Origin of the sequence: Flavobacterium sp. NRK F7, from assembly GCF_024054195.1 — a bacterium.
Classification (GTDB): Bacteria; Bacteroidota; Bacteroidia; order Flavobacteriales; family Flavobacteriaceae; genus Flavobacterium.
The window spans coordinates 1,513,686-1,529,746 of the sequence record NZ_JAMXLB010000001.1 but is presented as its reverse complement, the minus strand read 5'-3'; the positions used below and the strand labels follow the sequence as shown (position 1 = coordinate 1,529,746).

Annotated in this window: 18 protein-coding genes and 4 tRNA genes; all 22 read right to left on the bottom strand. The window is 32.1% G+C overall.

From position 1 onward, the window contains the following. Positions 1-222: 222 nt before the first annotated feature. A complete protein-coding gene (gene rplL, locus NHF47_RS06580) occupies positions 223-594 on the bottom strand; it encodes a 50S ribosomal protein L7/L12 (protein ID WP_140997624.1) in 372 nt (123 codons plus the stop codon). A 58-nt stretch (positions 595-652) separates the two neighbouring features. Next, positions 653-1,150 (bottom strand): 50S ribosomal protein L10, encoded by a 498-nt coding sequence (gene rplJ / locus NHF47_RS06575; protein WP_252764173.1) that lies wholly within the window; start codon positions 1,148-1,150, stop codon positions 653-655. Between the two features lie 23 nt (positions 1,151-1,173). Next, positions 1,174-1,863 carry a 50S ribosomal protein L1 gene (gene rplA / locus NHF47_RS06570; RefSeq protein WP_140997626.1) on the bottom strand — a complete coding sequence of 230 codons (690 nt, stop codon included), beginning with the start codon at positions 1,861-1,863 and terminating at the stop codon, positions 1,174-1,176. A 19-nt stretch (positions 1,864-1,882) separates the two neighbouring features. Then, positions 1,883-2,320 carry a 50S ribosomal protein L11 gene (gene rplK / locus NHF47_RS06565; protein ID WP_140997627.1) on the bottom strand — a complete coding sequence of 146 codons (438 nt, stop codon included), beginning with the start codon at positions 2,318-2,320 and terminating at the stop codon, positions 1,883-1,885. Positions 2,321-2,384: 64 nt separating this feature from the next. After that, complete coding sequence (gene nusG / locus NHF47_RS06560; protein WP_140997628.1) at positions 2,385-2,936, bottom strand: transcription termination/antitermination protein NusG; 552 nt, start codon at positions 2,934-2,936, stop codon at positions 2,385-2,387. A 4-nt stretch (positions 2,937-2,940) separates the two neighbouring features. Next, complete coding sequence (secE, locus tag NHF47_RS06555) at positions 2,941-3,135, bottom strand: preprotein translocase subunit SecE (protein ID WP_140997629.1); 195 nt, start codon at positions 3,133-3,135, stop codon at positions 2,941-2,943. Positions 3,136-3,151: 16 nt separating this feature from the next. After that, positions 3,152-3,223: transfer RNA gene (locus tag NHF47_RS06550), tRNA-Trp, on the bottom strand. Positions 3,224-3,279: 56 nt separating this feature from the next. Then, on the bottom strand, positions 3,280-4,467 hold the full coding sequence (gene tuf / locus NHF47_RS06545; protein ID WP_140997630.1) for an elongation factor Tu: 1,188 nt from the start codon (positions 4,465-4,467) through the stop codon (positions 3,280-3,282). Between the two features lie 58 nt (positions 4,468-4,525). Next, positions 4,526-4,597 (bottom strand) — tRNA-Thr (locus NHF47_RS06540). Positions 4,598-4,623: 26 nt separating this feature from the next. Continuing rightward, positions 4,624-4,704: transfer RNA gene (locus tag NHF47_RS06535), tRNA-Tyr, on the bottom strand. Positions 4,705-4,740: 36 nt separating this feature from the next. Then, positions 4,741-4,814, bottom strand: a tRNA-Thr gene (locus NHF47_RS06530). 91 nt (positions 4,815-4,905) lie between these two features. Then, a complete protein-coding gene (gene hpf / locus NHF47_RS06525) occupies positions 4,906-5,208 on the bottom strand; it encodes a ribosome hibernation-promoting factor, HPF/YfiA family (RefSeq protein WP_252764172.1) in 303 nt (100 codons plus the stop codon). A gap of 34 nt (positions 5,209-5,242) precedes the next feature. Then, positions 5,243-6,139 (bottom strand): tyrosine-type recombinase/integrase, encoded by an 897-nt coding sequence (locus NHF47_RS06520; RefSeq protein ID WP_252764171.1) that lies wholly within the window; start codon positions 6,137-6,139, stop codon positions 5,243-5,245. 68 nt (positions 6,140-6,207) lie between these two features. Further along, the gene (rpsU, locus tag NHF47_RS06515; protein WP_140997633.1) at positions 6,208-6,402 is read right to left on the bottom strand and encodes a 30S ribosomal protein S21; all 195 of its coding nucleotides are present in this window, start codon (positions 6,400-6,402) and stop codon (positions 6,208-6,210) included. A gap of 264 nt (positions 6,403-6,666) precedes the next feature. Beyond that, on the bottom strand, positions 6,667-7,836 hold the full coding sequence (locus NHF47_RS06510; protein ID WP_252764170.1) for an acyl-CoA dehydrogenase family protein: 1,170 nt from the start codon (positions 7,834-7,836) through the stop codon (positions 6,667-6,669). A 37-nt stretch (positions 7,837-7,873) separates the two neighbouring features. Further along, the gene (locus tag NHF47_RS06505; RefSeq protein WP_252764169.1) at positions 7,874-8,761 is read right to left on the bottom strand and encodes a helix-hairpin-helix domain-containing protein; all 888 of its coding nucleotides are present in this window, start codon (positions 8,759-8,761) and stop codon (positions 7,874-7,876) included. A 37-nt stretch (positions 8,762-8,798) separates the two neighbouring features. Further along, positions 8,799-8,957, bottom strand: a complete 159-nt coding sequence (locus NHF47_RS06500; protein ID WP_181369156.1) for a hypothetical protein — start codon at positions 8,955-8,957, stop codon at positions 8,799-8,801. Positions 8,958-8,974: 17 nt separating this feature from the next. Further along, entirely contained in the window at positions 8,975-10,795 is a 1,821-nt protein-coding gene (locus NHF47_RS06495; protein ID WP_252764168.1) for a sodium-dependent transporter, read from the bottom strand. Between the two features lie 83 nt (positions 10,796-10,878). Beyond that, positions 10,879-11,097, bottom strand: a complete 219-nt coding sequence (locus NHF47_RS06490; protein WP_252764167.1) for a PspC domain-containing protein — start codon at positions 11,095-11,097, stop codon at positions 10,879-10,881. A gap of 27 nt (positions 11,098-11,124) precedes the next feature. Next, positions 11,125-12,393, bottom strand: coding sequence for a DUF2851 family protein (locus NHF47_RS06485; protein WP_252764166.1), 1,269 nt, complete (start codon positions 12,391-12,393; stop codon positions 11,125-11,127). 109 nt (positions 12,394-12,502) lie between these two features. Beyond that, entirely contained in the window at positions 12,503-13,864 is a 1,362-nt protein-coding gene (locus tag NHF47_RS06480) for a pyridoxal-phosphate dependent enzyme (protein ID WP_252764165.1), read from the bottom strand. 172 nt (positions 13,865-14,036) lie between these two features. After that, the gene (locus NHF47_RS06475) at positions 14,037-15,986 is read right to left on the bottom strand and encodes a putative porin (protein WP_252764164.1); all 1,950 of its coding nucleotides are present in this window, start codon (positions 15,984-15,986) and stop codon (positions 14,037-14,039) included. Positions 15,987-16,061 lie beyond the last annotated feature (75 nt).

Genomic DNA, 16,061 nt, shown 5'->3' with positions numbered 1-16,061 from the left:
TTTTTTTGTGTAAAAACACTATTTCAATTTATACTTCCTTTTTAAATAATCAATACATCTTTAAAAATATACCAGGAAAGATAGTCTATTTTCTTTCTTCGTATTGATTACATTTTTTTTCATTTTTGAAAATTAAAACCTTAATCTTCTTATACGAAAAATGGTTTAGGCCTTTGAGATTAAATCTCAAGGCCTAAACCTGGTTTTTTACCTTAGTTTAACTTATTTAAGCTCAACTACAGCACCAGCTTCTTCTAAAGCTTTCTTAAGACCTTCAGCCTCATCTTTAGAAACTCCTTCTTTAACGTTAGCAGGAGCAGCATCTACCATATCTTTAGCTTCTTTAAGACCTAAACCAGTTAATTCTTTTACTGCTTTTACAACAGCTAATTTAGAAGCACCAGCATCTTTTAATACTACTGTAAATTCTGTTTGCTCAGCAGCAGCACCAGCACCGTCTCCTCCTCCAGAAACTACAACTGCAGCAGCAGCTGGCTCGATACCATACTCATCTTTTAATATTGTTGCTAGTTCATTAACTTCTTTAACAGTTAAATTAACTAATTGTTCTGCGAATTGTTTCAAATCTGCCATTTTTCTATCTTTTAAAATGTTTTGTAAAAATTATAATTTATTAAAGCGCGTTCTTTTTTTATTCTGCTGATTCTTCTTTTCCTTCTTGGTTTTGAAGAGCAGCGATAACTCTTTGAGCTGGTGATTGTAATAAACCGATAATTTCACCGATAACTTCAGCTCTAGATTTAATAGAAGCTAATTTATCAAGGTTATCATCACCAATATAAATGTCCTCAGTAATGTAAGCCCCTTTTAAAATTGGCTTGCTACCTTTCTTACGAAATTCTTTGATAATTTTCGCAGGAGCATTAGCAACATCTGAAATCATTACAGAAGTGTTTCCTTTTAAAACTGATGGCAAATCACCAAAATCAGTATCAGAAGCTTCCATAGCTTTTTCAAGCAATGTATTTTTAACCACCTCTAATTTGATACCAGCTTTAAAACAAGCTCTTCTTAAGTTTGAAGTAGAATCTGCATCTAGTCCTGAAGTATCTGCTAAATAAATAACATTTACTCCCGCTAACTTTGCAGTTAAATCTTCAATAGCGATTGATTTTTCTTCTCTAGTCATACTAAAAATTTTTAACTACCAAATTATACTGCCTTAGGATCTAAAGCAATAGCAGGACTCATTGTACTTGATAAGTGGATTGACTTAATATAAGTACCTTTAGCTGCAGTTGGTTTTAATTTGATTAATGTTTGAATAATTTCGTGAGCATTGTCATAGATTTTATCAGCATCAAAAGATACTTTACCTATTCCAGCGTGCACAATACCAGTTTTATCAACTTTAAAATCGATTTTACCAGCTTTAACTTCTTGAACAGCTTTTGCAACATCCATAGTTACTGTACCTGTTTTTGGGTTTGGCATTAAACCTCTCGGTCCTAATACACGACCTAAAGGCCCTAATTTACCCATTACAGCAGGCATCGTGATGATTACATCCACATCTGTCCAACCGTCTTTTATTTTTTGAAGATAATCATCTAAACCTACGTGGTCAGCACCAGCAGCTTTAGCCTCTTCTTCTTTATCTGGTGTAACTAAAGCTAACACACGAACATCTTTTCCTGTTCCGTGAGGTAAAGTTACAACACCTCTAACCATTTGGTTCGCTTTTCTAGGATCAACTCCTAAACGAACAGCTATATCCACAGACTCATCAAATTTTGCAGAAGAAACCACTTTAATTAATGCAGCTGCATCTTTTAAAGTATATTGTTTGTTCTTTTCAATTTTTGAAGCAGCCTCTTTTTGCTTTTTTGTCAATTTTGCCATGTCTAATTCAATTTAACGATTAAAAAGGAGCGTTTCCTGATACTGTTATACCCATAGATCTAGCTGTACCTGCAACCATACTCATTGCTTTTTCAATTGTAAAAGCATTAAGATCAGGCATTTTGTCTTCAGCGATAGTTCTGATTTGATCCCAAGTAACACTAGCTACTTTTTTACGATTTGGTTCACCTGAACCAGACTTAACTTTTGCTGCTTCTAAAATTTGAATTGCAGCAGGTGGCGTTTTTACAACAAAATCGAAAGACTTGTCTTTATACACAGTAATTTGTACTGGTAAAACTTTGCCAGGTTTATCTTGAGTTCTAGCATTAAATTGCTTACAAAACTCCATGATGTTAACCCCAGCAGCCCCCAAAGCAGGTCCAACCGGTGGCGATGGATTCGCAGCACCTCCCTTAACTTGTAGTTTAACTACTTTACTAACTTCTTTTGCCATTTTTAAAAAAATTTAGCACATCTATCAATTGGAAGCGATTGATGTGATTTATATATGTAACTGATTATACTTTTTCTACTTGCATAAAACTCAACTCTAACGGTGTTTTTCTTCCGAAAATTTTCACCATTACTTCAAGTTTACGCTTTTCTTCATTAACTTTTTCAATTGCTCCATTAAAACCATTAAATGGACCATCAATAACCTTAACTGTTTCACCAACAGAAAAAGGAATAGACACGTTATCTACTTTTACAGATAACTCATCCACTTTACCTAACATTCTATTTACCTCAGACATTCTCAATGGCACAGGTTCTCCTCCTTTAGTCTCACCTAAAAAACCAATTACTCCAGGAATTGATTTAATAATATGCGGAACTTCACCAGTAAGATTTGCCTCAATCATAATATAACCAGGAAAATAGACTTTTTCCTTAGCTATTTTTTTTCCATCTCTTACTTGAACCACCTTTTCAGTCGGAACTAAAACTTGAGAAACATAGTCAGACATGCCCAAACGAAGCGTTTCAGACTCAATATAAGCTTTCACTTTATTTTCCTGACCACTTACCGCTCTAACAACATACCATTTTTTCACATTATTATCCGCCATGATCTTATCTTAGCAAGTTATGAAAGCCTTCTAAAGCTTTAACAAACAATTGATCTACTCCAAAAGTCAAAAGCGCAAAAATCACTGAAAACAAAGCAACAATAATAGTTAGACGTTGCACTTCAGCCCATTCAGGCCATGTTACGTTAGATTTCAATTCTTGAAATGCTTCTGAAATATAGTTAACAAATTTTGCCATTATTTTATATGATTTGCACGGGCGGAGGGATTCGAACCCCCATCAATGGTTTTGGAGACCACTATACTAGCCCTTGTACTACGCCCGTTTATTATAAGCCAGTTGAAAAATCAACTGGCTTTTTATTTATTTATAGACTTAAAATTAGTCTAAGATTTCAGTTACCTGACCAGCACCAACTGTTCTACCACCTTCACGAACTGCGAAACGTAATCCAACAGACAATGCAATAGCACTTAATAATTTAACTTCAATAGTTAAGTTATCACCTGGCATAACCATCTCTACACCAGCTGGTAAAGTAATAGTACCTGTAACGTCAGTTGTACGTACATAGAACTGAGGACGGTAGTTATTGTGGAATGGAGTATGACGTCCACCTTCTTCTTTTTTCAAGATATAAACCTCTGCTTTAAAGTGAGCATGTGGCTTAACAGATCCTGGTTTAACGATAACCATACCTCTTTTGATATCTTCTTTAGCAATACCTCTTAATAAGATACCTGCATTATCTCCAGCCTCTCCTCTATCAAGGATTTGACGGAACATCTCAATACCTGTAATAGTTGAAGTTAATTTCTCAGCACCCATACCAACGATTTCAACTGGATCTCCAGTGTTCGCAATACCTGTTTCGATACGACCTGTAGCAACAGTTCCACGACCAGTAATTGTAAATACGTCCTCAACAGGCATTAAGAAAGGCTTATCAACATCACGAGCAGGTAATTCAATCCAGTTATCAACAGCTTCCATCAAAGCTAAAACTGTATCAACCCATTTTGGCTCACCATTTAAAGCTCCTAAAGCAGAACCTTGGATAACAGGACCATTATCACCATCATATTGATAGAAAGATAATAAATCTCTAATTTCCATTTCAACAAGCTCTAATAACTCAGCATCATCAACCATATCAACTTTGTTCATGAAAACAACCATTCTTGGCACACCTACTTGGCGACCTAAAAGGATGTGCTCACGAGTTTGTGGCATAGGACCATCTGTTGCAGCAACAACAAGGATAGCACCATCCATTTGCGCAGCACCTGTAACCATGTTCTTAACGTAATCCGCGTGACCTGGACAGTCAACGTGAGCGTAGTGACGGTTTGCAGTTGCATATTCAACGTGAGATGTATTAATTGTAATACCTCTTTCTTTTTCTTCTGGAGCGTTATCAATCTGATCGAATGATTTAGCTTCTGAAAAACCAGCATCAGCTAATACTTTAGTAATTGCAGCTGTTAAAGTAGTTTTTCCGTGGTCAACGTGTCCGATAGTACCAATGTTTAAGTGTGGTTTGGAACGATCAAAATTTCCTTTTGCCATGATTTAATAATTTAATCTTAGTTATATATTAGTGTTCAAAAATTATAAACATATCCAGAGCCAATGACGGGAATTGAACCCGTGACCTCTTCCTTACCAAGGAAGCACTCTACCCCTGAGCTACACCGGCTTGTTTGTCATCAACAGGTATGTTAGTGGGGAGAGCAGGATTCGAACCTGCGAAGGTTTCCCAGCAGATTTACAGTCTGCCCTCGTTGGCCGCTTGAGTATCTCCCCAGACCTTCTTTATTATCAGTTACTTATCCTTTTTTGAGCCGATAGAGGGACTCGAACCCACGACCTGCTGATTACAAATCAGCTGCTCTAGCCAGCTGAGCTACACCGGCAACTATAATAAAAAAAGTCCGCTATTTCTAACGGACTGCAAATGTATAGAATTTATTTTTTATTCAAAACTTTTTTTAGCTTTTTTTTTATTTAAGCATGTGCTCTTATTTTTTCCTTATACTTTACAAGGATTCTTTCAAGCGACTCTTCGGAAAGATCAACCGCCTCCTCGAAGGTCTTGCATGTTTTTTTAACTAAAAATTCCTCACCTGGAACATGTATTTTCACCTCCACTGTTTTATTTTCTTTATCACTTGTGTTTTCAAGTTTTAAATAAACTTCGGAAGAAATCACTTTATCAAAATACTTTTCTAATTTATCTAATCGCTCTTGAACAAAGTTGACTAGTTTTTTGTCAACATTAAAATTAACTGCCTGAACATTTACTTTCATACTTTTTAAAAATTACTTAGGTTAGACAAGTGAATTATTTTTGGTTTCTAGGATGCGCTTCTTGATACACTTTTTTTAACTCAGCGAGGCTACTATGAGTATATATTTGTGTTGACGACAAACTAGCATGACCTAATAATTCTTTAACTGAATTTAAATCGGCACCATTATTTAGCAAGTGAGTTGCGAAGGAGTGCCTAAGAACATGAGGACTCTTTTTAACTTTAAGAGACACACTACTAAAGTAATCATTAATTAATCGATAGACAAATGATTCGCTAACTTTATTTCCCGTTTTAGACAAAATTAACACATCTACAGAAGACGATGCTGCTTTCTCTGCTCTTAACTTAAGATATTCTTTTAGCAATTGCGCTGTACATTGCAACAAAGGAATAATTCTTTCTTTATTTCTTTTACCTAAAACTTTTATAGTTTGATTCAACAAATCAATTTGAGTTACTTTTAAATTAATCAATTCTGCCCTTCGAATTCCAGTTGTGTAAAAAAGCTCAATAATTAATTGATTTCTTATACCTTCAAAATCATTTGCAAATTCATTTAATTCAAAAACATTTTGCATTTCTTTTTCCGAAAAAGGAATTTGAACTTTCTTAGGTGTTTTTAAAGATTTATGTTTCAACAAAGGACTAACCTCTATTTGTTTGATTTTAAGTAAAAATTTGTAAAACGATTTTAAAGAGGAAATTTTTCTGTTCACAGATTGATTTGAAATATCATTTTCCACTAAAGAAACAATCCAGTTTCGAATCAAAGGATACACCACTTTTTCCAAGACAATTGAATCATGATGCTCTCTTAGAAATTGTTGAAAAGAAAGAACATCCGCCAAATACGCATTTACTGTAAGCACAGAATACTTCTTTTCTTTTTCTAGATAATCTCGATATGCTTGTAAATTATTCACCATATAAAAAAACCGTTAGGAACAAAGTTACACTTTATTCACTAACGGTTTTATATTTTGAATTCAAAATATTAAGACTCCAAAGAATCTTTTAATCTTTGAATGTAAGCAGCTTTTTGAATTACAGCTCTTTTAACGATTGACGGTTTATGGAAAGCTTGTCTCGCTCTTAATTGACGAACAGTTCCAGTTTTATCAAATTTTCTTTTGTAACGTTTTAACGCTTTATCGATATTTTCTCCGTCTTTAATTGGAATAATTAACATAGTTTAGGCACCCCCTTTCATTTAGACTGCAAAAGTAATCATTAATTTTAAAAATCAAATTGTTTTTTTTATTTTTTTATCTTTTCAAAGCAATACACCTTAGCCCTGATGGAAAGGATATCCTTTTATTGTTTTTATACTATAATTTGTTATAAAAAAAGAGCGCCCGATTAGGAAGCTCCTTTTTTTATTAGAAATTTGTATAGAAGCAATAAAAGATAGCATAAACAGCAGGATTAGCTTCTATAAAAATTGAATCTTTATTTATTCAACTGCTGGTTTATAATTTTGATTATCAATAATCATTTTAGACAGAATTTCTTTTAAAATTTCAGAAGTTCCGCCACCAATAGGACCTAAACGACTATCTCTAAACAAACGAGCCAATGGATATTCTTCCATATAGCCATAACCGCCTAGCATTTGTAAACAACTATATATGGTTTCATCGGCCACTTTTGTAGATTTTAACTTCGCCATTGTAGCTTCTTTCACCACATATTCCCCTTGATCCAAACGAGCAACTGCTTCATAATTAAAAATTTTACAGTGCTCTACATCGGTAGCATGTTCAACTAATTTATGTCGTAACGCTTGAAATTTATCTATTGTTTTACCAAAAGCCTCTCTTTGTGACATGTAGGAAATCGTGTACTCGATAGCATATTCTGCTCTTGCATGGGCATTAATAGCCATAATTAGACGTTCTAATGCAAAATGCTGCATGATATACGGAAAACCTTTACCTTCTTCCCCCATTAAGTTTTGAGATGGAATTACCACATTATCAAAAGAGATTTCAGCAGTATCGGAAGCTTTCCAGCCTAGTTTATCTAATTTTGTTGCTGTGATTCCTATTTCTTTTGCATCAACTAAGAAAATACTAATTCCTTTATTACCAAGTTCAGGATTAGTTTTTGCAGCAACGACATAATAATCGGCATAAAAACCATTAGTTATAAATGTTTTAGAACCGTTAATGACATACGCATCTCCTTTTTTTATAGCTGTAGTTCGCATTCCTGCTACATCACTCCCTCCAAAAGGTTCTGTTATGCATAAGGCTCCAATTTTATCACCAGAAATACTAGACGCTAAATACGTTTGTTTAATTTGTTCATCTCCTTCTGCATTGAGATGCGTCATAGCTAAATAAGAGTGTGCCCACATGGCTGCAGCAAAACCAGCTGATTTTATTTTTTGCAATTCTTCTAAAAAAATTACGGTGTAAAATAAATCCAAATTTAATCCGCCATATACTTCTGGGTATTTTATTCCGAAAAACCCCATTTCTCCAAATTTTTTCCATATGAAACGGTCAATTGAACCAGTTTTTTCCCATTGTTCAATATGTGGCACGACTTCCTTTTGCAAAAAGTCTCTAAAACTAGATCTAAATAATTGATGTTCTTCTGTGAAGTATTTTGAATTCATAAATGTGTAACTAATGTGTTTAAATTGAGCTATTTTTTTAGAATTCCAAATATAAGGCGATTATTTTTAATTTTTCTAAAGGACAGTTGTTAATTTTTGCTAAATCTTCAATAGAATGAAAAACACCATTCATACTTCGATACGTTACAATCTGTTTAGAAAAGGCATAATTAAAATATGGAAACTGGCTTAATTCTTTGACAGAAGCATTATTAATATGTATCTTTTTTATAACGACATCTGACGGAACAAAAAAATGTTGTTTGCAACTTTCTAAAATTTCTGGTGAAATACCCCATACATATTCTAATTGGTCTACACTAGCAAAAGCTCCAAACTTATCCCTTTCTTTAAGAATAATATCTGATATTTTATCACCAATACCATATATTTTCATTAAATCTTCTTTAGAAGCATCGTTCAAATTTATTGGATTGATCTTTTCTTTTTTCTTGTTAGAAAACGTTTCAAATACAGTTTGTTTTTTAGCATTAGTAACCCAATCCGGAAATTTAAAAAAGGGCGCTATTTTTTGAAGAAGTTCATTAGAAACCTGAGTAACCGCTTGAAACTCGTTTGCAGAGTTTACATACTTGTTCTTTGCTCTAAATTGATGTAATCGATCAATTTCATCTATAGACATACCTAACATATACCCTTTATAATCAGAAATAAAATTCGGATTAAAAGGTTGTATTTGATAACTAGTTTCCGTTTTTACCTTTTTAAGGCTATCGATTTTAGATTGTACTAACAACCACTCTTGATTTTCTTTAGAATCCGCTTTAAAACTAAAAAACCCTGATTTAAGTCCGTAGTAAATGAACTGAAGTAGTACAATTAGTATTGCTAATAAAAAAATCCCACTTCTATGTTCTCTCGAAAATAGAAAGTAGGATTTTAAAAATTTTATTTGCTTTTTCAAAACAAATTATTCCAAATAGGTGATTAAAAAAGAAAAATTATTCTTTTTCTTGTCTTACCAATTCATCATCATTTTCGCTATATGAATCTGGTTCTGGTTTAGGTGGAATAGTTAATACTTTATAGAAAAAATAACTTGCAAAAGAAATTACGATTCCTTGTGCTACAAGCATTGTTATTAAGGCTGATGTATTCATTTTTTTTATTTTTAAAATTATAACGTTGCTCTTCCTTCTCTCACTCTTTTCTTATATGCAAAATAAACAATTAAGCTTATAAAAATAAACAAGGATAGTAACAACATTCTTCCTGCAAACTTATACAAGGTATCATTTGTAAAACTTCCTGTTGCAATGGTGTCTTTAGGCTTAACTACGTCCCCTTTTTTAACCACCACAACTTGATTTTTATCTTGTTTGAATGTATATTCTTTATAGTTAGTAAAGGTAATTACTTTTACTTTTTCCGTTTCTTTATCAAATACCTTTTTAGTGTCTTCAAATGAGAACTTCACACTATTAGGAGTTACTTCTTCGACTGTACCAAAACTTTTTCCTGTACCATCAAAGTTTTCTGCATAATATTCATTAGCAAACCACTCTTTATTATTCGTATCGTTATCTTTTACTTTATCAATCCAATCTGGCACACTAGAAACTAAGACCCATCCTAACAATAAAGGCGTTACTATTAAAATTATATATTTATAAAAACCAGGAATTTTAATATCGGCACCTTGATTCAATTCTGCCCAACCTTTTTTAATTCCAAATATATAAGAGAACAATACGGTTTCTAAGAATGCAAAAACCACTAAACTTACCGTTCCTGCCCAATAATCATATTGATCAAACAAACCTTCATTAAAGAAAATAACAGTTGGTAATCCCATGATTAATACTAATAATCCAAATGACCAAGCTCCTTTATTTTTTTTCCATCCAAATTCATCTTGCATAAAGCCCATCCAAGGAGTCCCCATGGCTAAAGAAGAAGTAATTCCAGCAAAGAATAGCAATCCAAACCAACACACACCAGCAACGACTGCTAAAGCACTACCCCACTGTTGGAATAAATAAGGCATAGTTTGAAAAGCCATACCAAAACCAGCATTTTGAATTACCCAATCTAAACCTAAATAACCCGCTGCAATTGGGATAACGATTAAACTTCCCAAAACCACTTCTACAAATTCATTCATAAATCCAGCTGAAACTGCATTCAAAGCAATATCATCTCTTGTTTTAAGATAGGATGCATAACAGTGAATCGTTCCCATACCTACAGAAAGAGTAAAGAAGATTTGACCCGCTGCTGCCAACCATACTTTGGGACTGGTCAGGGAATCAAATTGAGGTGTCCATAAAAAGTTCAAACCATCCCAAGCATTTGCATCTGGAAAAATATCTGAAGCTCCCGAAGTTCCTAAAGTTAAACCTCTTACAGCTAAAATTACACCGAATAATATTAATAAAGGCATTCCTATTTTTGCCACTTTTTCAATACCTCCAAGTCCTTTCGAAAGAATATAGGTATTCAATAGTAAACAAACGATATAAAAAATGATTGCTTCTCCAGGAATTCCTGTTGTTGACTCCGTTACATTAGTATATGATTGAAAAAAACCAGCCACATCTGCCTGACTCATTCCGTTAAAAGTTCCCACTATTGAATGGTACACATAAGACATTGTCCAAGATTCAATATAACAATAGTAAGCTGCAACAGCTATGTTGGTAAAAATTCCGAAAACACCAATATATTTCCAAACTCTACCTTTCGCCATAGTATCTAAAATATAAGGTGTACTATGATTTCCATATCTACCTCCAAATCGTCCTGAAGACCATTCTATAAACAATAATGGAATACCCATTACTAAGAAACATACTAAATAAGGAATAATAAACGCTCCACCTCCATTTTGAACAGCTTGAACAGGAAAACGAAGAAAATTTCCTAAACCTACAGCGTTTCCAGCCATTGCTAAAATGAGTCCTACTCTAGAACCCCATGAATCTGATTTTGTTGACATATTTTTTTATTGGTTGTTAATTTTCCAAAGATAAGAAAAGTATCGAAAAAACAAAGAAAACTTAAACCATTGACATTCAATGATTATAAATCAAAAACGGAAGAACGTTTGGTATAGATCATATCTTTCAGCTTTAATAAAAAAGCCAAAGTAAGGTAAAACCCAAAACCTAACCCCGCAGTTACAAAGGATATATAAATAAAAAACAATCTCACATTGGTTGCCCTCATTCCTAATTTATCAGCCAATCTTGTGGCTACAAAAAAACCATGTCTTTCGAAAAAATGAAGTATTTTATACATTGTATTCCGTAATTTATTCAAATATAACTAATTTTTAATTAAATGGATTCCAATATGACAATCTAAACACCTGTGTAAATCACAATATTGTTTTTTTAATTGTAATAAACTTTGCGATTCAAGCGCTGATTCTGAAACAATACCAAAATAGGCAAATTTTAAAATAACATTATTTTTCTCAGGTTTTATTTGTCGCATCAAATCTAGTATAGCTTCTGTGCTATCTTTACCTAGATATTTAGAATAAGCAAACTGAACGGGAATAATTGTATTAATAATAAGTAAATCGATGAATTCCTTACTAATTCGCTTCTTTTTAGGAGAACTTTCTCGATCAAAATTATAATGAAAATTCCAATATATACTTGCTGTGATATCAAACAATTCATACCAATTTACTAAACTGTTTAAACGAATGCATTTTTCGAAAAGATTGGGAATAGTATGATACAAAACAGCTAATTGAGACAAGCGAATCGTTGGGAAATTATCGGGTCTCAATTTATAAAACTGCAGTATTTCTAAATGATTCGTTTGCAATTGGTATTTTTCTTTTAACAAATTCCATTTGGCTGCTAAGAGCTGGAAATAAGCATCCTCACAATCCAATTCTAAAAGGGACGTTAAACCAAAAAACAATGCTTCTAAATTTTCTTGATGACTCATTTCTTTTCTTATTATGTGAAAAGGTATTGATTTTGCCATTTTAAAAAAGGCATCTCCATTTGAGTTTAAACCAAAATTTTTAGCCAATAGGCAAAACAAAACCGATTCCCAATCGTTTTTTGAGGCTTCCAATAACGAAAACACAAACTCAGATTTTGTTTCAAGTCGCTCCAAAAACAACCTTTCCAACCAATTTTCAAGTACAAAGGGTTCTATTAATCCGATTTGATTTTCACAATTAATCCAAGATTTTGGATTTGTTAATTGTGTGTAATTGACAATGTCTTTAGAGGCAACATATTGTTTCAATTCTAATACGGGTATTTCTGAATTGTCTTTTCGATAAACTTCAATATCATGTTCCCAAACTACATGTAAAACAACATTATCATAGTTGGCATCTTTTTCATGATGATGCACATACCAATCAGATGATTTAAGATGTATTTCGATATTTCCTGCCCATTTTTGATAATCTATAATCAATTGTGCATTGAAAAAATCAGGACCAGCAGATTGCAAATAATGTCCGAAATGGAGAATTTCTAGTTTTTCTCCCTTAGTAGTGTATAATTGTGTTACATTAATTTTTTTATGCAACCAAATATAATGCAAGAACTCTTCTTTCATAATAAGGCGTATAATAATTTTAGGCGTATAGAAAGACAAATATATAAAAATAAAAAACCTGCAAATCAATAAATTTGCAGGTTTTTTATTTTTATAAGATTAGAACCAATTATTTAATAGAACTAATAACATCATGTTTTGTAATAATGTGGTATTTTCCATTTTCAAGTGCCACTAAAACGGCTTGATTGTCTTTATTAATTAATTTAGACACTTCTTCCACTGGTGTAGTTGCTTTTACTATTGGAAAAGGCTTACCCATTACTTCTCTTATAGGCTTCTCAGCAATATTTTTATCTTCAATATAACTTCTAAACAAATCTGTTTCATCTAAGCTCCCTACAAAACCGGTAGTATCGATAACAGGAATTTGAGATATTTTATATTTTTTCAATCTTTCGATAGCATGAGAAACCAATTCTTCCGTACGTACAATAACCAATGGTTTATCTTGATGCTCTTTAATTAAATCGATGGCTTTGGTTACTTCCTCTTCTAAGAAGCCTCTTTCACGCATCCAATCATCATTAAACATTTTACCCACATATCTACTACCAGAATCATGGAATAAAACGACTACCACATCTTCTGGTTTAAAATGTTCTTTTAACTGAAGTACCCCTTTTATAGCAGCTCCAGCAGAATTACCAACAAAAATTCCTTCTTCTAAAGCTAATTTTCTAGTATATACAGCAGCATCTTTATCGGTTACTTTTGTAAAACCATCAATTAGTGAAAAATCAACATTTTTTGGCAAAATATCTTCTCCAATACCTTCTGTAATATAGGAATAGATTTCATTCTCATCAAAAATTCCAGTTTCATGGTATTTCTTAAAAACAGAACCATAGGTGTCTACTCCCCAAATTTTTACATTTGGATTTCTTTCTTTCAAATACTTTGCCACACCAGAAATGGTACCACCTGTTCCTACACCTACAACAAAATGCGTAATTTTTCCATCGGTTTGTTCCCAAATTTCTGGAGCAGTTTGTTCATAATGAGCTATAGCATTACTTGGATTATCGTATTGATTTACATACCAAGCATTTTCAGTTTCAGTTGCTAAACGTTTGGATACCGAATAATACGAACGAGGATCAGTAGGTTCTACATCCGTTGGACAAACAACAACTTTTGCACCTACAGCCCTAAGAATATCCATTTTCTCTTTGGATTGCTTATCAGAAATCACACAAATTAATTTATATCCTTTTACGATTGCCGCAAGAGCTAATCCCATTCCTGTATTTCCTGAAGTCCCTTCAATGATTGTTCCTCCTGGTTTTAATCTGCCGTCGGCTTCTGCATCTTCAATCATTTTTACAGCCATTCTGTCTTTTACAGAGTTACCTGGATTAAATGTTTCCACTTTAGCTAAAACTAATGCATCGATTTCTTGCGTTAGCTTATTGATTTTAACTAGAGGGGTGTTCCCAATAGTTTCTAGTATGTTTTTTGCAAATTTCATTTTATAATTGAAAAAAATTGTTAGCAAAGATAGTGTGAATATTGCGAATACAAAAATGAAAATGAAGAGCTTATTAACCCTGATGGTAGTGATAGCTTCTTAAATTTATTTAAGAACTTTAACGAACAGCAGGAAAATGGATTCCAAAAATCCTAAAGATTCGTTCCCACCATTAACTAAAGAAATTCCAAACAATTCCAAAGCGTACAATAAAATCGCGATAGGGATAATTTGGTGCAGTATAAAAATTATAACCTGTAAAAGAGGAATTAAAATGTTCTGCTTTCAAAAATAATCGTGCTTGTCGTACTTTGGCATTAATAAAAAAGTCAAACATTGGAAAAGCTCCAATTTTTTTTTCATTTTGCACATAAAACTCTCCTAATAAAGGATTGTAATCGTTTGCATAATATTTTGTAAAATAATTAAAAACGACACCTGTTTGAATGAACATCGCTTTTTTAAACACATGTTCTGAAAAATAAAAAGCATTTCGAGTTACTAATTGTGGAACATTTAAAGTGTTATCGGCATTATCAACTTGTTGCAATAATACTGTATTATCTAAACCAAATTTCCAAAAATGAATATCTTTTGAGGCTTTTAAAGAAGCATAGGTAATCGTATTATTGTTTTGAAAAGGTTTAACCGTTAACGTTTCAATATCATTAGTTGTATTGTCAAAATACAGATAATCGTCTAAAATACTATATTGCGCTTCAAGATTAATCCATTTGGTTCTAGCAGCAATTTGAAAAACATTCCTTTTCTCGTTCTTAAAATTGTTGTACCAATTATAATCTACATAGTTACTTTGATACAATGTATAATTTAAATTAGGGAGACTATTTAATTTTTGATAGTGAAATTCAAATTGATAATTTTCATTTAATTTATAGTTAATTGAAGCTTCAATATTTGATATCGATTGATTTGTAATAGCGTTCGAAACATGCAAATTGGTTTTAAAATTACTCCCAAAATAGGTATAATTTCCACCTATTGAATTAATTCTATCATTAATCGCATTGGGAACTAACGTATTTCCAGAACTATCAAAAACTATACTTTTATAAAAATAATTGTAATTATTATCATCCACATAGAACTGCACTTCACCGTAATTTTTAGTAGTAAATCCAACTCCTATTTTATTATAAAAATGATTGTATCTTGTTTTATTACTTATGGAATTAGAATAGGCATTTCCAAAACGTTCATTAGCATTTGTTTGATCAAAATTAAAAAATTTATATTCATGATTGAATTGATGAGAAAAAATCAAACTATTTGGATTTTCTTTATTTAATTTAAAAGAATGATCAATTAGGAAACGATTTCCTTTTAATAAAGAAGTAGCATCGTTAAAATAAACATCCAAACGTTCTCTTTCATTAAAAGGAGGTTCACTTAATTCAAAAACCGCTGTATCTACTATACCACCATTTTCTTGATTAGATATATCTTGACCTGTAAAATGGGCATTAAGTACATATCTTTTGTCTTTAGTAAAGTAGCTAGTTGTGAACCTAAAATTTCCAGAACTAGAAATGGCATTTATATACTTACCTATTGAACGTAATCCTTTATATGCAATTGAAAAATTTAGATTTCTCTTAGTATTTACAGTTAAAAAAGCATCTAATGATTGTCCTTGTTCCATAACTGTTTTAAAGTATAAATCACTTAATGGTGTAGGAACATTATAGTAGTTAATATCGTTAACTTCTAAATAATTAAAATGTTTTGCTAAAAAACCCATTGTAGGCATCACATTTTTTTTAGTAAGACCAAAATCTAAGGTATTATAGGTTTGTCCTTCATTAGCAAAAGGCAATAATCCAAAAATATCTTTGCGTAGTAAGTTAAACTTATATTCTTTTTGAATGGAAAGTGTTGTATCTAGATACGTGGTATCTTTTTGTAAAGTATAGATTTTATATAAATCTATTGGTGGTTTTTTCATATTTTTTGAAATTCCTTTTGAATTTTTAAAAATACTATCATTGAGATTATTGTTGTTAAAACTACCCAAGCCACCATCAGCTCCTTTCAAAGTATTCTTTTGAGAAAAAACAAATACTGGGATTGATAAGAAAATAATAATAAATACTTTATTCATTAGTTTGAAAATTGCAAACAAATGTAATGAGAAATATTTTTAGATAAAAAATAAAAACGCAAAAGTAACGTTAAA